The 20,967-nt window shown below is 72.5% G+C and carries 14 protein-coding genes, 1 tRNA gene and 1 pseudogene; 9 read left to right on the forward strand and 7 right to left on the reverse strand.

Features of this window, described 5'->3' with window-relative positions; genetic code table 11:
- Window positions 1–135 precede the first annotated feature (135 nt).
- The 8 genes from AB0F10_RS21020 to AB0F10_RS21055 all read left to right on the forward strand — a co-directional run bounded on the left by AB0F10_RS21020 (window position 136) and on the right by AB0F10_RS21055 (window position 10,288).
- Window positions 136–2,049, forward strand: a complete 1,914-nt coding sequence (locus AB0F10_RS21020; RefSeq protein ID WP_360627362.1) for a cellulose binding domain-containing protein — start codon at window positions 136–138, stop codon at window positions 2,047–2,049.
- Window positions 2,050–2,285: 236 nt separating this feature from the next.
- A complete protein-coding gene (locus AB0F10_RS21025; RefSeq protein ID WP_360627365.1) occupies window positions 2,286–3,719 on the forward strand; it encodes a gamma-aminobutyraldehyde dehydrogenase in 1,434 nt (477 codons plus the stop codon).
- A gap of 38 nt (window positions 3,720–3,757) precedes the next feature.
- Window positions 3,758–4,891, forward strand: coding sequence for an ABC transporter ATP-binding protein (locus AB0F10_RS21030; RefSeq protein ID WP_360627368.1), 1,134 nt, complete (start codon window positions 3,758–3,760; stop codon window positions 4,889–4,891).
- On the forward strand, window positions 4,891–6,144 hold the full coding sequence (locus tag AB0F10_RS21035; RefSeq protein WP_360627370.1) for a spermidine/putrescine ABC transporter substrate-binding protein: 1,254 nt from the start codon (window positions 4,891–4,893) through the stop codon (window positions 6,142–6,144). The genes AB0F10_RS21030 and AB0F10_RS21035 overlap by 1 nt, the downstream gene beginning before the upstream one ends.
- Before the next feature lie 4 nt (window positions 6,145–6,148).
- The gene (locus AB0F10_RS21040; RefSeq protein ID WP_360627373.1) at window positions 6,149–7,012 is read left to right on the forward strand and encodes an ABC transporter permease; all 864 of its coding nucleotides are present in this window, start codon (window positions 6,149–6,151) and stop codon (window positions 7,010–7,012) included.
- A complete protein-coding gene (locus tag AB0F10_RS21045) occupies window positions 7,009–7,845 on the forward strand; it encodes an ABC transporter permease (RefSeq protein WP_360627376.1) in 837 nt (278 codons plus the stop codon). The genes AB0F10_RS21040 and AB0F10_RS21045 overlap by 4 nt, the downstream gene beginning before the upstream one ends.
- Before the next feature lie 2 nt (window positions 7,846–7,847).
- Window positions 7,848–9,239, forward strand: a complete 1,392-nt coding sequence (locus AB0F10_RS21050) for an FAD-dependent oxidoreductase (protein ID WP_360627379.1) — start codon at window positions 7,848–7,850, stop codon at window positions 9,237–9,239.
- Between the two features lie 128 nt (window positions 9,240–9,367).
- On the forward strand, window positions 9,368–10,288 hold the full coding sequence (locus AB0F10_RS21055; protein WP_360627382.1) for an MHYT domain-containing protein: 921 nt from the start codon (window positions 9,368–9,370) through the stop codon (window positions 10,286–10,288).
- Window positions 10,289–10,297: 9 nt separating this feature from the next.
- On the opposite strand, the gene AB0F10_RS21060 is transcribed toward AB0F10_RS21055, so the two are convergent.
- The 7 genes and pseudogenes from AB0F10_RS21060 to AB0F10_RS21090 form a co-directional block, all read right to left on the reverse strand.
- The gene (locus AB0F10_RS21060; RefSeq protein WP_360627385.1) at window positions 10,298–10,882 is read right to left on the reverse strand and encodes a TetR family transcriptional regulator; all 585 of its coding nucleotides are present in this window, start codon (window positions 10,880–10,882) and stop codon (window positions 10,298–10,300) included.
- 5 nt (window positions 10,883–10,887) lie between these two features.
- Window positions 10,888–12,183 (reverse strand): annotated as a pseudogene (locus AB0F10_RS21065) (methyltransferase); the annotation flags it as partial.
- On the reverse strand, window positions 12,180–13,064 hold the full coding sequence (locus tag AB0F10_RS21070) for a hypothetical protein (protein ID WP_360627388.1): 885 nt from the start codon (window positions 13,062–13,064) through the stop codon (window positions 12,180–12,182). The gene AB0F10_RS21070 and the pseudogene AB0F10_RS21065, both read right to left, overlap by 4 nt.
- A gap of 322 nt (window positions 13,065–13,386) precedes the next feature.
- Window positions 13,387–13,462 (reverse strand) — tRNA-His (locus tag AB0F10_RS21075).
- 110 nt (window positions 13,463–13,572) lie between these two features.
- A complete protein-coding gene (orn, locus tag AB0F10_RS21080) occupies window positions 13,573–14,163 on the reverse strand; it encodes an oligoribonuclease (protein WP_360627391.1) in 591 nt (196 codons plus the stop codon).
- Between the two features lie 357 nt (window positions 14,164–14,520).
- Window positions 14,521–18,360, reverse strand: coding sequence for a hypothetical protein (locus tag AB0F10_RS21085; protein WP_360627394.1), 3,840 nt, complete (start codon window positions 18,358–18,360; stop codon window positions 14,521–14,523).
- A gap of 143 nt (window positions 18,361–18,503) precedes the next feature.
- Window positions 18,504–20,246, reverse strand: a complete 1,743-nt coding sequence (locus AB0F10_RS21090; protein WP_360627397.1) for a copper resistance protein CopC — start codon at window positions 20,244–20,246, stop codon at window positions 18,504–18,506.
- 145 nt (window positions 20,247–20,391) lie between these two features.
- Here AB0F10_RS21090 and AB0F10_RS21095 point away from each other — a divergent pair, with 145 nt between their 5' ends.
- Window positions 20,392–20,931, forward strand: coding sequence for a sigma-70 family RNA polymerase sigma factor (locus tag AB0F10_RS21095; RefSeq protein ID WP_360627401.1), 540 nt, complete (start codon window positions 20,392–20,394; stop codon window positions 20,929–20,931).
- Window positions 20,932–20,967 lie beyond the last annotated feature (36 nt).

Consider the following 20,967-nt stretch of genomic DNA (forward strand, 5'->3'; position numbering starts at 1 on the left):
CGGCTGGCACTCCCTCCCCCGCCCCCCGGCCCCCCCCCCCCCCCGCCCGCCCGCCCCCGCCCGGCGGGCGGGGCGCCCGCCCCCCCCCCCCCCGACACCACCGTCGACGTCGACGTCCGGGCCGGCCTCGCCACCGTGCCGGACACCGCCATCGGCGTGAACCACGCCATCTGGGACGCCGAACTCGGCACCACCGCCGTCTCCGGCCTGCTCAAGGACGCCGGCGTCCAGATGCTGCGCTACCCGGGCGGCTCCTACGCCGACATCTACCACTGGCGCGACCACACCGCGCCCGGCGGCTACGTCGCGCCGGGCACCGACTTCGACACCTTCATGGCCGGGGCGAAGCGGACCGGCGCCCAGCCGATGATCATCGCCAACTACGGGACCGGCACCGCGCAGGAGGCCGCCGACTGGGTGCGATACGCCAACGTCACCAAGGGCTACGACGCCAACTACTGGACGATCGGCAACGAGAACTACGGCAACGGGCACTACGGCTCGGCCTGGGAGGCCGACGACCACGCGGACAAGAGCCCCAAGGAGTACGCGGCGAACGTGGTCGCGTACTCGGCGGCCATGAAGGCCGTCGACCCGGACATCAAGGTGGGCGCGGTACTCACCATGCCCGGCAACTGGCCCGACGGCATCGTCGGCGGCGGCGACACGGGCACCTGGAACGCCGAGGTGCTCGCCCGCGCCGGCGCGGCGATCGACTTCGTGGACGTCCACTGGTATCCCGGCGGCGGCACCGCCGCCGAGTCGCTGGCCAGGACCGAGCACATCGTGGACGCGGTCTACCTGCTGCGGCGGCAGATCAACCAGTACGCGGGGGCGAACGCCGGCCGCATCGGCATCAGCATGACCGAGAGCAACGTCGGCGTCGGCCAGAACACCCAGCCGGGCGCCCTGTTCCTCGCGGACGTGTACAGCGGCCTGCTGGAGCAGGGCGTCTTCACCGTGCAGTGGTGGAACGTCCACAACGGCATCGGCACCGTCTCGACCGTCGCCGGGCAGCGGGACTACGGCGACTTCGGCCTGCTGTCGAGCGGCGGCTGCACCTCCGACGGCTCGGTCTGCGAGCCGCCGATGAACACGCCGTTCGCGCCGTATCACGCCCTCTCGCTGATGGGCTCGTTCGCCCGCACGGGCGACCAACTGGTCCGCGCCGCGACGAGCAATCCGCTGGTCAGCGCGCACGCGTCGCGGAAGCCCAACGGTGACCTGGCCGTCCTTCTGGTCAACAAGGACCCCGACAACGCGCACACCGTCGGCCTCGGTTACCAGGGCTGGGCGCCGGCCGGCGCGGTTCCCACGGTGGCGACGTACACCAACGGCGCCACCGCGGTGCAGTCCGCGCCCGCCGGCACGGCCACCAGCCAGACGCTCCCGGCGTACTCGCTCACGCTGGTGACCCTGCACCCGGCCCGCACCGACGCGGCGGCGCCGCACGCCCCGGGCCGCCCGGCGGCCGGCGCGGTCACCGACCGGACCGCGACGATCTCCTGGCCCGCGGCGCCGGCCGGCGCCCGGCCGATCGCCAAGTACGAGCTCTACCGGCAAAACGGCGGCGTCAGCGAGCAACTCGGCGAGACGACCGGCACGTCGTTCACCGTGCGCAACCTGGAACCGGGACGCCGGTACACGGTGAACGTGCTGGCCCGCGACACCGCGGGCGGCATCTCGTGGTCGTCGCTCCCGCTGACGTTCACCACCACGAGCCCGGCCGCGGCGGGCTGCACGGTGCGGCTGGCGGACACCAACGACTGGGGCAACGGGTTCGTCGGGTCGATCGACATCACCAACAACTCGGCCGGCGCCGTCGGCGGCTGGACGCTCTCCTTCACCTGGCCGACCACGTGGCAGACCGTGTCCAGCGGGTGGAGCGCCACCTGGGAGCAGACCGGCACCAAGGTCCGGGTGACGAGCGACGGCGTGCTCGCCGCGGGCGGCGGCACCACCTCCATCGGGTTCGTCGGCGCCTACAGCGGGCCGAACGTGCTGCCGAGCACGTTCACCCTCAACGGCACCGTCTGCGCGACGGCCTGACCGCACCGGCGCCGCCGTCACCACCGTCGTCGGTGGCGGCGGCGCCACCGGTACGGAAACCGGGCGATCCCGGCCTCTCGACGTCGGAATACGTGGCTGATGCGAGTGCCCACGTCTGATTCCGTTTCATCTTTGCAAAATCCTTCGGATTCCCTTGTTTTTAGTCCTTTGACTATGTCAAGGTCCACCTCTTCGTGTGGGGGCTGTCACAGCCCCGAGGCGGGAGGCCCATCTCCGTGAGCACTGACCTACCGGTCCTCCGCAACTTCGTCGGCGGGTCCTATGTCGACCCGGCCGAGCCGACCTCGCGGGTGGTCGACCCGTGCTCCGGCGAGGCAAACGCCCGCGCCCCGGTCTCCGGCGCCGAGACCGTCGCCACCTCGATGGCCGCGGCCGAGGCCGGATTCGAGGCCTGGCGCGACACCACGCCGGCCGAGCGGCAGCGCGCCCTGCTGCGGATCGCCGACGCGGTCGAGGCCCGGGCCGACGAGATCATCGCCGCCGAATGCCGCAACACCGGCAAACCGGTCGAGCTCACGCGCAGCGAGGAGATGGCGCCGCTCCTCGACGAACTGCGCTTCTTCGCGGGTGCGGCGCGGGTGCTCGAGGGCAGGTCCGCCGGCGAGTACCTGCGCGATCACACCTCGTGGGTCCGGCGCGAGCCGATCGGCGTCTGCGCGCAGGTCACGCCCTGGAACTATCCGATGGTCATGGCGGTGTGGAAGTTCGCGCCCGCCATCGCGGCCGGGAACTCCGTGGTGCTCAAGCCCTCCGACACCACCCCGGTCAGCACGCTGCTGCTCGCCGAGATCGCCGCCGAGTTTCTGCCGCCGGGCGTGCTCAACGTCGTCTGCGGCGACCGGGACACCGGCCGTGCCCTGGTCGTGCACCCCACGCCGCAACTCGTGTCCATCACCGGCTCCACCCGGGCCGGGATGGAGGTCGCCGCCGCGGCCGCCGCCGACCTCAAGAAGGTGCACCTCGAACTCGGCGGGAAGGCACCCGTGGTGGTCTTCGACGACGTCGACGTCGAGTCTGCCGCGGTAGCCATCGCCGGCGCCGGATACTTCAACGCCGGGCAGGACTGCACCGCGGCCACCCGGGTCCTCGTGCACGGCCGGATCGCCGCCGACTTCACCGCGGCGCTGGCCACCGCGGCCCTCAAGACGCGGGTCGGCGGGCCCGCCGACCCGGACGCGTACTTCGGGCCGGTCAACAACGCCGCCCAGCTCGACCGGATCCGCGGCTTCCTGGACCGGGCCCCCGACCACGCCCGGATCGTCACCGGCGGCCGGCGGATCGGCGACCGCGGCTACTTCTTCGAGCCGACCGTCGTCGCCGGCCTGCACCAGCGGGACGAGATGATCCAGGACGAGGTCTTCGGCCCCGTCATCACCATCCAGGAGTTCACCGACGAGGACGCCGCCGTCCGGTGGGCCAACGACGTGCGTTTCGGTCTCAGCGCGAGCGTGTGGACGCGCGACCACGGCCGGGCCATGCGGGTCTCCCGCCGGCTGAACTTCGGCGCCGTGTGGATCAACACCCATCTGCCCTTCGTGTCCGAGATGCCGCACGGCGGCTTCGGCCACTCGGGGTACGGCAAGGACCTCTCGATGTACGGCTTCGAGGAATACACCCGGATCAAACACGTGATGAGCCATCTGGGCTGAGCCCGTCGCCCCCCTCCCAGCCCGCGAAGAGGTACGAAATGTCCATCGTGAACGAAGACCCCGGCGACGACTCCGCCCGGCCCGCGATCGAGCTTGCCGGCGTACACAAGGAATATCTGTCGCACGGCGACAGGGTGCAGGCCGTGCGCCGCCTGGACCTGGCCATCGCGCCGGGCGAGTTCTTCTCCCTGCTCGGCCCGTCCGGCTGCGGCAAGACCACCACGATGCGCATGATCGCCGGCTTCGAGGAGCCCACCGGCGGCACGGTGTTCCTGGACGGCAGGGACGTCACCCGGGTCACGCCGAACAAGCGCGACGTCAACATGGTCTTCCAGTCCTACGCCCTCTTCCCGCACCTGACCGCGTACCAGAATGTGGCCTTCGGGCTGGAGCGCAAGAAGGTCGAGAAGAGCGAGGTCCGCCGCCGGGTCGGCGAGATCATGGAGATCGTCTCGCTGACCGGCATGGAGAAGCGGGCGCCGCGGGAGATGTCCGGCGGGCAGCAGCAGCGGGTCGCCCTGGCCCGGGCGCTGGTCAACCGGCCACGGGCGCTGCTGCTCGACGAGCCGCTCGGCGCGCTCGACCTCAAGCTGCGCCAGCAGATGCAGGTCGAGCTCAAGCGCATCCAGCGCGAGGTGGGCATCACGTTCGTCTACGTGACGCACGACCAGGGCGAGGCGCTGACCATGTCCGACCGGATCGCGGTCATGGACGCCGGGCGCATCGACCAGCTCGGCTCGCCGCGGGAGATCTACGAGAAGCCGGCCACCCGGTTCGTGGCCGGCTTCATCGGCACCTCGAACCTGCTCGACGGCAGCATCGACAGCGTCGCGGACGGCGTGGCCGCGCTGACCTACGGCGAGGGCGAGCGGGTGCTGGTGCCGATGTCCGGCGCGATGAAGGCCGGCGACGACATCGAGGTGTCGGTCCGGCCGGAGAAGATCGGCCTGTGCCAGACAGCACCGACCGGCACGGGCGACAGCGTGCTCACCGGCATCGTGACCGAGGTCGTCTACCACGGCACCTCGACCAACTACACGGTGAAGACCTCCGCCGGCCCCGACCTCGTGGTCTTCGACCAGAACGCGTTCTCCGCCGAGGACCTGGCCGGTCCCGGCGACCGGGTGTTCCTCACCTGGAGCCCCCAGCACTCGTACCCGATCGGAGTCTGATGAGTCAGCCGTTCTCCCCCGACCCCGCCCTGATCCGCGGGATGACCCAGCGGCGGCTCGGCCGGCGTGACGCGCTGCGCGGCGCCGGCCTGACTGCCTTCGCGATGGCGCTGTCCGCCTGCGGTGTCAAGGGCACCGGCTCGAACACGCCGAGCGCCCCCGCGCCGGACGCCGTCGCGAAGTACTGGGCCGGCAAGACCAGCAACGGCAAGGTGGACTTCGCCAACTGGCCGCTGTACATGGACCCGAAGAAGCCCGAGCTCGCGAAGTTCACGGCGGCCACCGGCGTCAAGGTGAGCTACCAGGAGGTCATCCAGGAGATGGGCCCCTGGTTCGCCAAGGTCCAGCCGCAGCTCGCCGCCGGCCAGTCCATCGGCTACGACCTGATGGTCATCACCAACGGCATCCAGTTCAAGCAGTTCGTCGACTCGGGCTTCCTCGCCCCGCTGGACCACTCGAAGCTGCCGAACTACGTGGCCAACGCCGGCAAGGCGTACGCCAACGAGGCCTTCGACCCCGGCAACGTGCACACCATCCCGTGGACCTCCGGGATGACCGGCATCGCGTACGACCCGAAGAAGGTCAGCCGGCCGATCACGAAGCTCGCCGACCTCTGGGACCCCGCCTTCAAGGGCAAGGTCGGCATGTTCTCCGACACCCAGGAGCTGGGCAACTTCGGCATGATGGCGTCCGGCATCAACCCCGACACGTCGACGCCGGACGACTGGCGCAAGGCCGCAACCAAGCTCAAGGAGCAGAAGAGCGCGGGCATGGTCCGCAACTACTACGACCAGAGCTACGTCGACGCGCTCGGCAAGGGCGAGGTCTGGATCACCCAGGCCTGGTCCGGCGACATCTTCCAGAAGAACGTCTCCGACGGCACGAACTTCAAGTTCGTCATCCCGCAGGAGGGCGGCACCATCTGGACCGACAACTTCGCGATCCCCGTGACGGCGCAGAACCCGCTCGACGCGATCAAGCTGATGGACTTCTTCTACGAGGTCGAGAACGCGGCGACGCTGGCCGAGTACATCAACTACGTGTGCCCGGTGCCGGCCGCGCAGGAGCAGATCAAGAAGGACGCGGCGAAGCTCTCCGGCGACGACCGGGCCGCGATGGAGGCGGTCGCCGTCAGCCCGCTGGTCTTCCCCGCGCCGGAGGACTACGCGAAGCTGCACTACTACCGCGACTTCAAGACGGTCGCCGAGCAGCAGGAGTACCAGAGCATCTTCGAACCGATCGTGCTGGCCTGACGCCGTGTCCCGGACCCGGCGCGTGCTGGCGCCCTACCTGCTGATCCTGCCGGGCGGCCTGTGGCTGCTGCTCTTCTTCGTCATACCGATGGTGACGATGCTGTCGCTGTCGCTGCAGGAGGGCGACATCGTCTCCGGGTACGTCTTCACCGGCCACTGGCAGACCTATGTGGACGCGATCACGAACTACCGCACCCAGCTGGTGCGCTCGCTGGCCTACGGGGCGATCACCACCATCGTGCTGATCGTGCTGGCGTTCCCGGTCGCGTACTGGATCGCGTTCTACGGCGGGAGGCGCAAGCCGACCTATCTCTTCCTGCTGCTGCTGCCGTTCTTCGTCTCCTTCGTGCTGCGGACCATCTCCTGGCGGCAGATCCTCACCGACGAGGGCATGCTGCTCGGCCCGCTCAAGCAGGTCGGCGTCCTGCCCGCCGACTTCCACATCCTCGGTACGCCGGCAGCCGTGATCGGCGGCCTCGTGTACAACTTCCTGCCGTTCATGGTGCTGCCGGTCTACGTGGCGCTGGAGCGCATCGACCCGCGGGTCGTCGAGGCCGCCCGGGACCTGTACGCGGACCCGGCCACCACCTTCCGCAAGGTGATCTTCCCGCTGGCGCTGCCCGGCGTCTTCGCCGGCGTGCTGATGACCTTCGTGCCGGCCAGCTCCGACTACGTCAACTCGGCGGTGCTGGGCAGTTCGTCGACCACGATGATCGGGCAGGTCATCCAGTCGCAGTACCTGGTCAGCTCCAACTACCCGACCGCCTCCGCCCTGTCCTTCACCCTGATGGCGGTGCTGCTGGTCGGCGTCTTCGCCTATGCCAAGGCCCTGGGCACGGAGGATGTCATGAAGGTGGCGGCGCGATGACCCAGGTTGCCGACGAGACCGCCGCCGCGCCGGCCGCGCCCCGCAGGCCGCGGCTGACCGGCGGCCGGGCGCTGTACATATACACCTGGGTGATCATCGCGTGGCTGACGCTGCCGGTGCTCATCATGATTCTCTTCGGCTTCAACGACACCCAGGGCCGCTACAACCAGACCTGGGAGGGCTTCACGCTCAAGTGGTACGGCCAGGTCTTCGCCCTGGACGAGCTGACCAAGGCGCTGGTGATCTCCCTGGTGGTGGCGGTGCTGACCGCGGTGATCGCCGGCGCCCTCGGCACCGGCGTCGGCTACGCGCTCGGCCGCTACCGGTTCCGCGGCTCGGGCTCGGTCAACCTGATCATGTTCGCCACGATGTCCTCGCCGGAGCTCGTGATGGGCGCCTCGCTGCTGACCCTGTTCGTCTCGCTCGGCGTCGGGCTCGGCGTCACGACGATCACCATCGCGCACATCATGTTCTCGATCTCGTTCGTCGCCGTCGTGGTGCGGGCCCGGGTGCTGACGCTGGACCGCTCGATCGAGGAGGCCGCCGCCGACCTGGGCGCGAGCCCGTGGACGACCTTCTGGCGGATCACCTTCCCGATCATCCTGCCGGCCGTCGCCTCCGGCATGATGCTGGCCTTCGCCCTGTCGATCGACGACTTCGTGGTCTCCAACTTCACCGCGGGCACCGTCACCACGTTCCCGCTGTGGATCTGGGGCGCCACCCGGGTCGGCCTGCCGCCGCAGGTCAACGTCATGGGCACGCTGATCTTCATGAGTGGCGTGCTCATCGCGGTGGTGACCACCATCCGGTCGCGGCCGGGGAAGCGTTCCTGATCATGGCGAACCGCTCGCTGGCCGACGCGGTGCCCGAGCCGTACTGGCTGGGCCAGGCCGGCGCGCCGGACGCCGCGGAGCCCCTGCACGGCGTGGAATCCGCGGACCTGGCGGTGGTCGGCGCCGGCTACAGCGGGCTGTGGACGGCGCTGCTCGCCAAGGAACGCGACCCCGGGCGCGACGTGGTGATCGTGGAGGCGGGCACGGCCGGCTGGGCCGCCTCCGGGCGCAACGGCGGCTTCTGCGCGGCGAGCCTCACCCACGGACTCGACAACGGGCTGAGCCGGTTCCCCGGCGAGATGGACACCCTCGAACGGCTGGGGCGCGGCAACCTCGACGAGATCGAGGACACCATCCGGCGGTACGGGATCGAGTGCGACTTCGCCCGTACCGGGGAGTTGCTGGTCGCGACGGCCGAGTGGCAGCTGCGGGAGCTGACCGCCTATCACGGCGAGGCGGAGTCCCGCGGCCTGGACGTGCGGCTGCTGGACCGGGAACAGACCCGGGCGGAGATCGGCTCCCCCACCTACCTCGGCGGGGTCTGGGACCGCACCGGCTGCGCGATGATCGACCCGGCCCGGCTGGTCTGGGGCCTGCGCCGGGTGTGCCTCGAGCTCGGCGTGCGGATCTACGAGAACTCGCCGGTCGAGCGGATCACCACGGTGCCGGGCGGGCTGCGCCTGCACACCTGGCGGGGCATCGTCGACGCGGCGCACGTCGCGCTGGCCACCGGGGCGCACGGTGGGCTCCTGCGCCGGCTGCACCACTACGTCGTGCCGATCTACGACTACGCGCTCATGACCGAGCCGCTGACCGCCGGGCAACTGGCGGCGATCGGGTGGCGGCACCGGCAGGGCGTCGGCGACGGCGGCAACCAGTTCCACTACTACCGGCTCACCGCGGACAACCGGATCCTTTGGGGCGGATACGACGCCATCTACTACTCCGGCGGGCGGATCAGCCCGGAACGCGATCAGCGCGAGGCCACCTTCGCCGTGCTCGCCGACCACTTCGCGGAGACCTTTCCGCAGCTCGCGGACGTGCGTTTCACCCACAAATGGGGCGGCGTCATCGACACCTGCAGCCGGTTCAGCAGCTTTTTCGGTACGGCGTACCGCGGGCGGCTGGCGTATGCGGCCGGATACACGGGGCTCGGCGTCGGGGCCACCCGCTTCGGCGCGAACGTGATGCTGGACCTGCTCACGGACCGGCCGACCGCGCTGACCGCGCTGAAGATGGTGCGCCGCAAGCCGATCCCGTTCCCGCCCGAGCCGGTCCGCTCCGGCGTGATCGAGCTGACCCGCTGGTCGATCGCCCGGGCGGACCGCCACGAGGGCCGCCGCAACGTCTGGCTGCGCGCCCTCGACAAGGCGGGTCTCGGCTTCGACTCCTGATCGCAGGCGCACCCTAACAGCCGACGGGACACCCGCCCAACGGGCGCAAGCTGGCTCACATTCCCCTGCCGAAATCACCCGGACCAGGCACGATGCCTGTCGTAGGCCGATCAAGGAGGTAACCGGGGATGGCACAGATCCATCATTTCGAGCACGGCTGGATCACGCCGGCGGTGAGCTACACGCTGTCGGTGCTCGGGTCGCTGCTCGGGCTGATCTGCGCCTCGCGGGTGCGTACGGCGCACAGCGCCGGCTGGCGTACCTGGTGGCTGGCGCTCGCCGCGGTGGCGATCGGCGGCACCGGCATCTGGTCCATGCACTTCGTCGCGATGCTCGGCTTCAGCGTCAGCGGCATGCAGATCCGTTACGACGTGGGAGTGACCGCCCTGAGCGCGGTCCTCGCCATCGCGGCCGTCGGCGTCGGGCTGTTCATCGTCGCCCGCGGCACCAAGGCGGTCGGCGTCCGCTTCGTCGTCGGCGGCCTCTTCGCCGGCCTGGGCGTGGCCGCGATGCACTTCACCGGCATGTTCGCGATGCGCCTCGACGGCAAGATCGACTATCTGACCAGCCGGGTCGTGGCCGCGGTGATCATCGCCGTGGTGGCGGCGACGGTGGCGCTGTGGCTCGCCATGACCGTGCGGAAGCCGTCGGCCATCGCGGCGTCGGCGCTGGTCATGGGCATCGCGGTCAACGGCATGCACTTCACCGGCATGTCCGCCATGTCCGTGCGCCCGGACGCCGGCGCCGGAATCGGCATCGGCGCGGACGCGCCGTCCGGCACGAGCGCCGGCACCCTGCTCATCCCGATCGGCCTCGCGGTCCTCTTCGGCGTCATCGGCCTCGTGTACGCCCTGATGGCCGCCCCGACCGACGAGGACCGGGCGGCCGCGGCCTACCTGGCCTCGCGGCTGGAGCAGAACGGCACCGTCGCCGCCCCCGCCGCCCCGGTGTTCGGCCAGGCGCCCCAGGTGCCGGTCCAGCGGGCGAACGGCCAGCGCCTGCCGTCGGCCGGCGCGGCCTGGACCTTCCGCGACCGCGCCGACCAGTAGCGGCGTCGATCACCGCGCGACGCGCTTGAGGCGGGCCCTCAGGGCGCGTCGCGCGATCGGCCCCAGCTCGTCCATCACCTCGATCAGCACCGCCAGCTGGTCGATGGCCTCCACCGCCCGGGCGGCGCCCGCCTCGTCGACGCCCTCGTACAGCTCCAGCCCGATGAACGCCGCCGAGACGGCCCGGGACAGGCCGGGCACGTCGGCGATCTCCGCCACGGGCGACCCGGCCAGCAGCCGGTGCAGCACCTTCTCGATCTCCACGACCCACAACCGCAGCGCCGCCGCCGTGGTCTCGGCGATCCGCTCGCTGCGCTGACCGGCCGCGAGCAGCTGCGCCAGCACCGAGACGTTGCCCTGTCGCAGCTCCTCGGCGTGCAGCTCGCGCCCCACGGCGAGCAGCTCGCGCAGCGAGGTCACCGCGTCGAAGCGCTGGGCGTACGCGCCGACCCGGGCCGCCGTGGCCTCCCGGCAGGCGGCGGAGAGCAGCTCGTCCACCGAGCCGAAGTGGTAGAACACCAGGGCCTGGTTGGCGCCGGCCGCCGCCGCGATGGTGCGCGCCGAGACGCCGGTGATGCCCTGCTCCCGCAGCACGGTCAGGGTGCCGTCGATGAGCCGTTGCTTGGTGTCGGTCATCCCTCTCCTCGGCCGGTCGCCACCGGCCGCGCCAGGTGCGGCGGGGCGATCAGCGCGTCGGTGACAAGTTGTGCGAGCCGGTCGACGACGGGCAGTTGCAGAAACCACCCGGCGTACGCCCACCCGAGCGTGACATGTCCCATTCCGCGCGCCACCGCCGCCACCCCTTCCGCGGGCACGCCGTCGGGGCCCGCGTAACGGGCCCGCCACAGCGGCACCGGGCTCTCCCCCGCCGGGAGGATGCGCAGCCGCGAGCCCCGGCTGCGAAACAGCCCGGCGACCGCCGCGCACGGTCCACAGTCGTCGTCGAGCCACAGCCGCGCCGCCGGCCCCGACCCGTACGGCCGCAGCCTCGGCCACCAGTCCCGCACGTGCCGGCGGTAGGCCTCCCATTCGGCGCCATACCGGGTGCGCAGGTCGTGGCGTTCGTGCGGCGCCGCAACAGCCGCGGAGAAGACGACAGCGACGAGCGAACCCGCGGCCAGCGTCGCGCTGCGCGTCGCGGCCGCCAGCAGCAGCATCATCAGGGCGGCGCCGAGCTGCATCGGGTTGGCGAGATAGGCGTACGGCCCGGTGGTGACCAGCCGCCGCGGCGGGTCCCACGGGAACGGCGTGCCGCCGCCGTGCGTCACGAACTCCCGCACCGCCGCCAGCGCCGGCACGGCCAGCGCGACGCCGGCCTGGGCCAGCACGAACAGCCACCGGGAGGACAACCGGTCCCAGCCACCGTCGCCGAGCGTGAACGCCGCCGTCGGCAGCAGCCAGAAGACCAGCCCGGTGAAGACGGCGACCTGCAGCAGCGCCCGCGCCACCAGCCGCCGGCCGTCCGCCGTCCAGCGCCCGAGCAGCTGCGCCGGCAGCGCCACCACGGTCAGCCCGACCAGCTCGCAGACCAGCCAGCGCGGCCCGAGCCGGACGAGCGGATCCAGCGCGGGCATCGCCGCCGCGTCGATCCAGAGCAGCAGGCCCAGCGCCACCGGAAGCGGGACGACGCGGCGCAGCAGAACGGGCAGCGGTCCCCACAGCGCCGCCCACCCGAGCCACAGGTCGATCGGCATGCCTCGGTAGGAGCCGTCGACCGGGGCGAAGGCGTACCAGTCGGCGGCCGCGGCGACCTCGTGCAGCGCGGCGATCCCGGCCAGCGCGGCGAGGAACGCGAGGGACGCGCCCGCGTACCCCCGCCGATCGCGCTCCGCCCGGGCCGCCGCCAGCACCGCGAGCGCCGGCACGGCCAGGCAGAGGTAGCGGGCCGCCGTCACGGCAGCGCCAGCATGTCGAGCAGGTGCTCGCCGCCCGCGTGCATCAGCCGATCCTGGATCGGCCCGAAATACCACGACGGATCGAGCCGCCGCTGGTACCCCAGCACGACCGTCACCTCGGTCCGCCCGGCGCCGACGGCGTGCCAGCGCACCGAGGCGCCGCGCCACCGCAGCCAGCGGGCGGTGATCGAGTCGTCCGACAGCACGTCGAAGTCCACCTCGTCCGGCCCGGCGGCGCGCACCTCCGTGATGATCGCCCCGCCCGCGCCGTGCGAACTCCCGTCGTAACCGAACATCCATCGATCACCCGGCTCGAGCCCGTCGCCCATCACGTGCGTCGGCGCCGGCGCGCCCAGCAGCCGCAGCGGAAGCCGGCCGAGGGCGACCGGCCGCGGCCCCGCCGCCAGCCGGTCCCGCACCGCGGCCGGTTCGAGCGCCACCACCCGGCTGACCTCGACGGATTGATCCGGCTGGATCCGCAGGTCCTGGCTCGTCCCCTCGATCCCGCCGACCAGCAGCAACGGGAGCGGCAGGACGGCGAGCATCCGCGACCGCCGGGCGAGCCGGATCAGGGCCGCGGTGCCGTGCGCAACCGCGTAGACCAGCGGCGACGCGATCAGCACGCAGATGGCACCCTCGTGCAGCGCGACGGCGGCCAGCAGCAGCACGATGGTGGTCAACCGGAAGACCCGGCCGTGCGTGGTCTTTCCCGGTGTCAGGGCGAGGGCGGCAGCCAGGAGCGCCGGCAGCACCACGAAGAGCAGGGCGCTGTCGGCCCGGCCGCTCCGCACCGTGTAGCCGAAGACCGCCAACCCGAACGCGGCAATCAGGCATGCCAAGCCCCAGTTTGCTCTGGTCCGGCGCTGTTCCTGCGCTGCCATCCCTCACCCTCCCCCGTTTTGAGCGATCGCTCAATACTCGGGATAGTAACCACTCTTTGAGCGATCGCTCAAGTTTCGGTGGACCTGGATACGGGCTTCGGCGGACCAGGGCCGGCAGCGCGACGGTTCCGATCCGCATCCACGGGTTCCCCGGATCCTGCGGGTCGGCACCGACGGATATGCCAAGATCGATCGCCACACAATGGGGTCCGGTGCCGAATGCGGCCCTCCCCAGTCCGGTCGCCGGCTCCCAAGATCGGACACCTGAACGGCAAAGCGCCCGACCGCGTACGCGGTCAGGCGCTTTGACCTGGACTTGCTCTGGGGTGACCGACGGGACTTGAACCCGCGACCCCCGGGACCACAACCCGGTGCTCTACCAGCTGAGCTACGACCACCATGCCGCCTTGCCGCGGAAGCTCCCGTGGCGCGTGCCGGACAAGCATAGCGGCAACACCCGCCCGGCCGTCGACCGGGTTACCGCGCGGCGCGCTCCGGCATTTTCGCCCTACAGCTCGGCGGCGATGGCGCGGGCCTGGTCGACGTCCGGGCCGGGCAGCGGGACGAAAACGGTGCGGCGGTAATACTCCAGTTCGCGGATGCTCTCGCGGATGTCGGCGAGGGCACGGTGGGCGAGGCCCTTCTGCGGCTGGCCGAAGTACACGCGGGGATACCAGCGGCGGGCCAGCTCCTTGATCGACGAAACGTCGATCATGCGGTAGTGCAGGAAGTCGTCCAGCGCCGGCATGTCCCGGGCGATGAACCCCCGGTCGGTGGCGATCGAGTTGCCGCACAGCGGCGCGGTGCGCGGGTTCGGCACGAACTCCCGGACGTACGTCAGCACGGCGTCCTCGGCCTCGGCCATGGTGACCGTGGACCTGCGAACCTCGTCGGTGAGGCCCGACTTGGCGTGCATGTCGCGCACCACCTCGGGCATCGCGTCGAGGGCCGCGTCATCGGCGTGAATGACGAGGTCGATGCCCTCGCCGAGAATTTCGAGATCGGGTCCGGTCACCAGCGCGGCCACCTCGATCAGGGCATCCTTGCCCAGGTCGAGACCCGTCATCTCACAGTCAATCCACACCAGAAGATCCGCCACAGGGCCAGCCTACGCGTAGCGCGGATGGCGCGTCGCCGCGTCCGGGCCACCCACTCGGGGGGCGTAACACCCACACGGGGCCAGTTTCACCCTAGAAAGCCCGTATTCGACATATGGCTACCCAGTTCCCCCTAGCAGGGTTTAAACTGGTTTTAACGGACGAAACCCCCTTTCGGTTACTCCGTTCCCCCGGTAAAGGGCCCTCCACGTCGGCAGCGCGGAGGGCCCTTTCGGTTTGCCTCTCATTGGGCGGCTCGATTGCTTCCCGTGGGCGGCCGCGGCCGGTCCCCGCCGACCGTGAGCCGGCTGCCCACGGGACCGGCGGGCAGGCCGCGGCCGCCCCTGCTTCTCCGCCGGCTACTCCTCGGTGGGCTGCTGGCGCGGACCGCCCTTGCGGGGCGGACGGGTGAGCCTGATCGGCGGCTCCTGAGTCGCCGGATCGGGCGTGGGCAGGCCGGAGGCGGTGGTGTTCCGACGGCGCCGGCGGGCGGCGGAATCGCCGCCGAGCAGTTCGGCGACCTCCGCCTTGTAGTCCGCCAGGCGGTTCAGCGAGCCCGAGGCTCCGCGCTTCGCCGGCCGGTCGTCGTCCGCCTTGGCCTTCGCCGCCCGGGCGTTCCCCGCCTGGGCTGCGGGCTGCGCCGCCTGCTGCTCGGCCGCCGGGCGAAGGCCCGCGACGCGCTGCCCGGCGATGCGCTGCTCCGCCTTGGGCGCGGGGCGGGTGGCATCGGCGCTCGCACCGGTCGCGCCGGTCGCGGTCGCCGGGTGGGTCGGGAGGTCGCGCTGCCGTTCGGCCGCCGGGCCGGGCCGCGAGGCGGCCGGAGCCGAGGCGGCAGGGCTCGAGGAGCGGATCACGGCGGCGCCGTGGCCGGCCTGGGACGGCTCACGGTCCGGATCCGCCGGACGGGACGGGCCGGGCACCGAGGGCCGGGGCACGGGCGGGCTGGTCGGCGGCGTCGGGCTCGGCTCGGTCGGCGCCGGGCGGGTCGGCGTCGGCGCCGTATTCCGCGCACCGGCCGCGGCCGGCACAGCGGCCCTCGCAACTACCGAGGCCGAAGCCGAAACAGCGGCCTGCGGGGCAGCGGCGGCCCGCGAGGCAGCGGCGGCCCGCGGGACAGCGGCGGCCCGCGAGGCAGCGGCTGCCGGCGGGGCAGCGGCGGGCCTTGCGCCGGCCGGAGCCGAGACAGGCGCCTTGGCACCGGACGGCGGTGCGGCGGGCGCCTTGGCACCGGCCGGAGCCGGGGTCGCCGCCTGCCCGCCGGCCTTCGGCGCGTTGGTCGCGCTTCCGCCCGGCGTGACAGGCGCGCCACCCGCGGGAGTGCCGGACGCGCCGGCGGCCCGCGGAACAGACGCGCCACCCGCCGAAGTGCCAGACGCGCCGCCGGCCCGCTTGGCGGATACACCGCCCGCCGGTGTGGCAGGGCCGCCACCGGCCCCGGTGTCAGACGCGCCACCCGCCGGAGTGCCGGACGCGCTGGCGGCTCGCGTGGCGGACGCGCCAGCCGGGGTGGGCTTCGGCGTCGTTGCCGCCGGAACCTGCGGCGTGCGGGGGGCCGGTCCGGCCTGGTTGCCCGGCCCGGACGTCGATCGGGTTTCCGGCGCGGCCGGACCGGTCCGCGGCCGGGCGGTCACGGCGCCGGACGAACCGGACACCGCCGGTGCGACGTGGTGATGCGTGGTCTGGGTGCCCGGCACGCCCGACCGGTTCGGACCGGTCGACTGTGCCGGAGCCGACGGCGCGGCGGGGCTCGAGGCCTGCGCCGGCGGCCGCGCCGCCGAGGCGGGCCGGGCCGGGGGCGAGGTCTCGGGCGGCGTGGGTGCCGCCTCGCGGTTCGCCGGCTTGTCGTCGGCCGCGGGGTCCTTCGCCGGCGGCTTCGGCAGGCCGACGCGAACGGAGTCCGCGCGGGTCAGGCCCGTGGCCGCCCAGTCCGGCGTGGAGGAACCACCGAACAGGGCATTCCGCGGGGTCGCGGCGGCGGGCCGGGCGGCCTTCGCCGGCACGGTGGTTCCGGCACCGGCCGCGTCGCCGGAGACCGCGGGAACGCCGTCACCGCCGGACGATGCGGGGGCGGGGGCGGCCTTCGGCTTGGCGGCTACGACGGCCGCGAGCGCGGCGGCCGCACGGGCTGCCGCTTCCCCGGCGCCCGCCGCGCGGGCCGCCACCCCCTCGGCACCGGCCGGTGCCCCGGCGGCAGGCACCCGAGGCTTCTCCGGCGCAGCCTTGACCATGTCATTCGGCGCGACCGGCCCGGAATCCTTGGCCCCGATCGACCCAGCCTCGACGGCCTCCTTCGGCGCGCCCGGACCAGACTTGGCGGCCTCCTTGACCGCAGTCGACCCAGCCTCGACGGCCTCCCTCGGCGCGCCCGGACCAGACTTGGCGGCCTCCCTGGCTGCAATCGACCCAGCCTCAGCGGCCTCCCTCGGCGCGATCGGGCCAGACTTCCCGGTCTCCTTCGGCTCGACCGACTCAGCCTTCGCGGCCTCCTTCGGCGGGACCGGCGCAGCCTTCGCGGCCTCCTTCGGTGGGACCGGCGCAGACTTGGCGGCCTCCTTCGGCGGGACCGGCGCAGACTTGGCGGCCTCCTTCGGCGGGACCGGCGCAGACTTGGCGGCCTCCTTCGGCGGGACCGGCGCAGCCTTCGCGGCCTCCCGAGATGCGGCAGGCTCGGCGGCGTCGATCCGGGGCGTGGTCTGCTCGCCGGCCGGCGCATCGGTGCCGGAGACCGGCTGCAGGCGCGCGGCCACGGCCGCGATGACGTTCGGCTCCTCGGACTTCGCGGCCGCGGCGTCCGGCCCCGGGCGCCCCACCGTCGCGGCTCCCGCCACGAGATCCCGAGCAGCGGAGGCCGCCGGTCCGTCCTTGGCGGCGCCGTCCGGCGCCGGCGCATTCCCGGCGGTGCTCATCGCCGATGGACCGGCCGATGCCGGCTTGCGGGAGGCGTTGAGCGCCGCCTCCGCGCGGGCCTCGGTTTCCCGGGCGCGGACGGCCGCCGTCTCCGCCACCCACGCACCCACTGCGGACGCCTGGAAGATCGGCAGGTCGGTCGGCTGCGGCGCCGAGCGGCGCCGCCCCGGACGATCGGCCACCCGGCCGAACAGCGGGTCCGTCGGCGAGATCGGCAGCGACGGGTCGCTCATGGACTCCGGCGCGGCGTCGACCGCGATCAGGCCGAGCGGCTCTCCCGGCGCCGGCGGGACGAAGACGCCGGACGCCCCGGGCGCGGAAGCGACCGCCGGCGACCTGGACGGCACGCCGGTGGCGGGCCCGGACGTGGTCGCCGCCCCGGAGACCGGCACGGCCGGCATCGGGATGGCCGCGCCACGACCGGACCTCGGCGCCGACGGCTGCGAGAACGAGGGCGAGGAAGAGGAGGAGGTGGACGGCGGCCAGGACGGCGGCCGGGAGCGCGGCTGCGAATCGGCGAGGGTGCGCGGCCGGTGCGTGCCCGCGTGCCGGCCGCCGCCCGTGCGGCTCAGCGGCAGCGGCGCGCCGATCGCCTGCATCAGGTCGGGTACCTGGCTCGGCTCCACGATGTAGACCACCTCGCGGCGCCGGGACGGCCAGCCGAGGACGATCATGCCGACCATCACGAGCATGCTTCCCAGGATCAGCAGGGCCCAGGTCACCTGGTTCAGCCATGCCGGCAGGACCGCCGCCGTGCTCTCCAGGCGGACGCCGGGCTGGGCCGCGGTGTTCATCAGCACCAGGCTGTACTCGGTGTCGCGCAGGCCCGCCGGGTTCCAGTCCAGTGCGCCCTCGCCCGACCTCAGCCAGAAGCTCTGGCGGCCGGGAAGCTGTTCCGGGGCGACGGTGCCGGATCGCACCTTGCTGGTCACCGGCAGCGCGCCCGTGCCGAGGTCGATCGAGGTGACCGCGATCTGCGGGACGTCAGCCAGGTAGCGGCTCACGTCGGCCGCCGGGCCGATGCCGATGAACGCCGGGGCGCCACCGGATTCCGCGGTCAGGCGCAGCCGGGTGTCGTTGAGGCGGGCGAACGGCGCGTCGTTTTCGAGCAGGCCGTCGAAGTCGTCCACCACTACCGCATAGCCGGACGTGGCCACGCGCTGCATGTCGCCCGTGAAGGCGCCGTTCGGATCCCGGTGCTGCATGGCGGCCCAGAATGCGCCGCCCGCCAGCAGAGTCGGTAGTCCGACGGTCAGCAACAGCATGCCGAGGATCGTGCGGAACACCCGCATCTCGATCTCCCTCTTCTCGGTGGTACTGCGCAGACCATACAGACCGAAATAACACCAAAATGGATAAACGGTTACTTAGGCCCCGAGAGAGAACAATGGCCCGGTCTGCGTACGCAGACCGGGCCATTGGGAAGGCGCGCGAGTCAGGAGATTTTGACCGTCATCGTCAGCGTGGACTGGTCGATTTCGCTCGTACGCAGGGTGAACTTGAGCGTCCAGTCCCCCGCCGCCGGCAGCGCGACGTCCCCGATCGCGTGGAAGTCGGTGATCCGCAGCAGCGGCACCTCGATCGGCTCGATGCCCTTGGACGGCAGCGCCGCGGTCGCCGTCCACTCCACGACCGGCAGCGGCTTGTTGTCCAGCGTGTAGGCGTACAGGTGCAGGGAGTTGTTGCCAACGGTCGCCGGGAACACGTCCACCTGAAGCGACGCCGAATCGTTCGCGACCGTCTGCGAGATCGTCGTGGACGCGGCACCGCCGTCGGCCGCGGTGGCCGTACGCGGGGGCGCGATCTGCACCAGCGCGGCGGTCACGCCCAGCACGACCGCGGTGACGGCCAACTCGGCGATCACCACGCGGCGCAGCCTCCCGGGCCCGGACTCGGCGCGACGGTCGCGGACGAGCCTGCGCGAATAGGACGCCATCGCCATCACCACGGCGGCCAGCGCGATCTTCGCCAGGATGAGCCGGCCGTACGTGCTGCCGAAGAGGCCCTCGAACGAGGCGACCTCGATCAGCGCCTGCACCGAGCCGGCGATGAGCAGCGCGGCGACCGCGGTCGCCGCCCAGCGCGACCAGATCGGCAGGATCGCGCCCAGCTCGCGCTCGTCGGCCAGGCGCAGCAGGAATCCGGCGAGCATGACGAGGCCGCCCAGCCAGACCGCCATGGAGCCCAGGTGGATCGTGTCCACGACGACCGAGACACCGGCGACCGGGGACGCGGTCGGGTGGCCGGTGAGCGGCCAGGTGGCCAGCGCCGCCACCCCCAGCACGCCGAGCAGCGCCAGGTCGGCCTTCGACCCGCCGCCCTCGCCGCTGAGCAGCGGGCGCAACAGCAGGGCCGCCGCGACCACGACGCCGAGCCGGACGAGCATGACCGCGCCGAACGTGCTGCCGAGCACGTCGCGCAGGTCCGCGCCGGTGACGTCGAACAGCCCGGATCCGGTCGTGTAGGGCGCCTGCAGCCAGATGGCGAGCACCGTGCTGCCGAGCACCAGCCCGACGCCGCTCCAGACCAGCCGGGCCGGGCCGCTGCGCGAGAGCCGGTGCGGCCAGAGCAGGGCGAGCACCAGCACGGGGCCGATCAGGAGCACCAGGCCGGTGTACCCGAGGTATTTGCCGACCGGGATCAGGGCGCGGACGACCGGGTCGACCGATTCCGCGGCGCCGTTTTCGGTCGGCGGGGTGGAGGTCGCGCCGACCGAGTAGGTCAGGCTGCCGGCGACCGGGTGGCTGTCGGCCGAGACGACCCGGTAGCTGACCAGGTAGGTGCCGCGCCCGCCGCCGGTGCGCAGCGGGATCACGACTGTGTTTCCGTTCGCCTGCGGCTCGCCCTGGTCCGCTCGGCTGCCGTCGGGGGCCAGCACCTGGATCTTGCCGGAGATCAGCTGCACCGACTCGCTGAAGGTCAGCGTGACCTTGTTGGGCGCGTCCGGGACGATCGTGTCGCTCGCCGGGTCGCTGGCGACCAGGGCGGCGTGCGCGGACGCCGGCGCGGCGGGCCCGAGCAGGACACAGAACAGCCCCACCAGGAGCCCGAAGCCGGCGGCGAGCAACCGCCGGGCGCCGGGGCGGAACCGCGCCGGGGCCGGCCGGCGACGGCCGGCCGCGGGCCGGGCCGCGGACGGTCCGAGTCGGTCGATGGCCCCGGGCAGATCAACGTTCATGCGCGCAATGCTCCCCGATGGCTCGCCGGGCTCCGCAGCATAGTCGCACGCGGGGCGGAAAGTGAGGACTAGAGATTGTCGTCGACATGGTGACGATAGTTCCCAGAACCTCTGACAAATCTGGCCGGGCGTAGCATCTCCGGTTGTGACGGCGCCTGATCCACTCGACTCGCTCGCCCTGCGGGCCCGGGCCGGCGACGCGAGCGCGCAGGTCGCGTTCGTCCGCGGCACCCAGGCCGAGGTGTGGCGATTCACCGCCGCGCTGGTCGACCCCGGCGCCGCCGACGACCTCACCCAGGAGACCTACCTGCGCGCCTTCAAGGCGCTGCCCGCCTTCGAGGGGCGCTCGGCGGTGCGCACGTGGCTGCTCGGCATCGCCCGGCGCACCTGCGCCGACCACCTGCGTGCCGTCGTGCGCAGGCGCCGCCTCGACGCCCGGCTCGCCGAGCAGGCCTGGACCGAGGTCCCCCGGCAGAGTGACTCCGCGCATCGGCTCGGCGCCGCCGACCTGCTGAGCCGCCTCGGCGAGGAGCGCCGCACCGCGTTCGTGCTCACCCAGGTGCTCGGCATGTCATACGCGGAGGCCGCCGAGGTCGAGGAGGTTCCGGTGGGGACGATCCGTTCGCGGGTGGCCCGGGCCCGCGAGGAGCTCGTGACCGCGGTCGCCGCGGCACAGGCGAGCTGATCGGCACACACACAGCCGATACTCAGGCGCGCGACG

Source organism: Actinoplanes sp. NPDC026623 (assembly GCF_040638275.1).
Taxonomy (GTDB): Bacteria; Actinomycetota; Actinomycetes; order Mycobacteriales; family Micromonosporaceae; genus Actinoplanes.

Excerpts from the sequence above, each read along its gene's own strand:
- AB0F10_RS21055 (WP_360627382.1), top strand. The coding sequence starts at position 9,368 with ATGGCACAGATCCATCATTTCGAGCACGGCTGGATCACGCCGGCGGTG.
- AB0F10_RS21090 (WP_360627397.1), bottom strand. The coding sequence starts at position 20,246 with ATGAACGTTGATCTGCCCGGGGCCATCGACCGACTCGGACCGTCCGCG.
- AB0F10_RS21050 (WP_360627379.1), top strand. The coding sequence starts at position 7,848 with ATGGCGAACCGCTCGCTGGCCGACGCGGTGCCCGAGCCGTACTGGCTG.
- AB0F10_RS21085 (WP_360627394.1), bottom strand. The coding sequence starts at position 18,360 with ATGCGGGTGTTCCGCACGATCCTCGGCATGCTGTTGCTGACCGTCGGA.
- AB0F10_RS21035 (WP_360627370.1), top strand. The coding sequence starts at position 4,891 with ATGAGTCAGCCGTTCTCCCCCGACCCCGCCCTGATCCGCGGGATGACC.
- AB0F10_RS21070 (WP_360627388.1), bottom strand. The coding sequence starts at position 13,064 with ATGGCAGCGCAGGAACAGCGCCGGACCAGAGCAAACTGGGGCTTGGCA.
- AB0F10_RS21030 (WP_360627368.1), top strand. The coding sequence starts at position 3,758 with ATGTCCATCGTGAACGAAGACCCCGGCGACGACTCCGCCCGGCCCGCG.
- AB0F10_RS21045 (WP_360627376.1), top strand. The coding sequence starts at position 7,009 with ATGACCCAGGTTGCCGACGAGACCGCCGCCGCGCCGGCCGCGCCCCGC.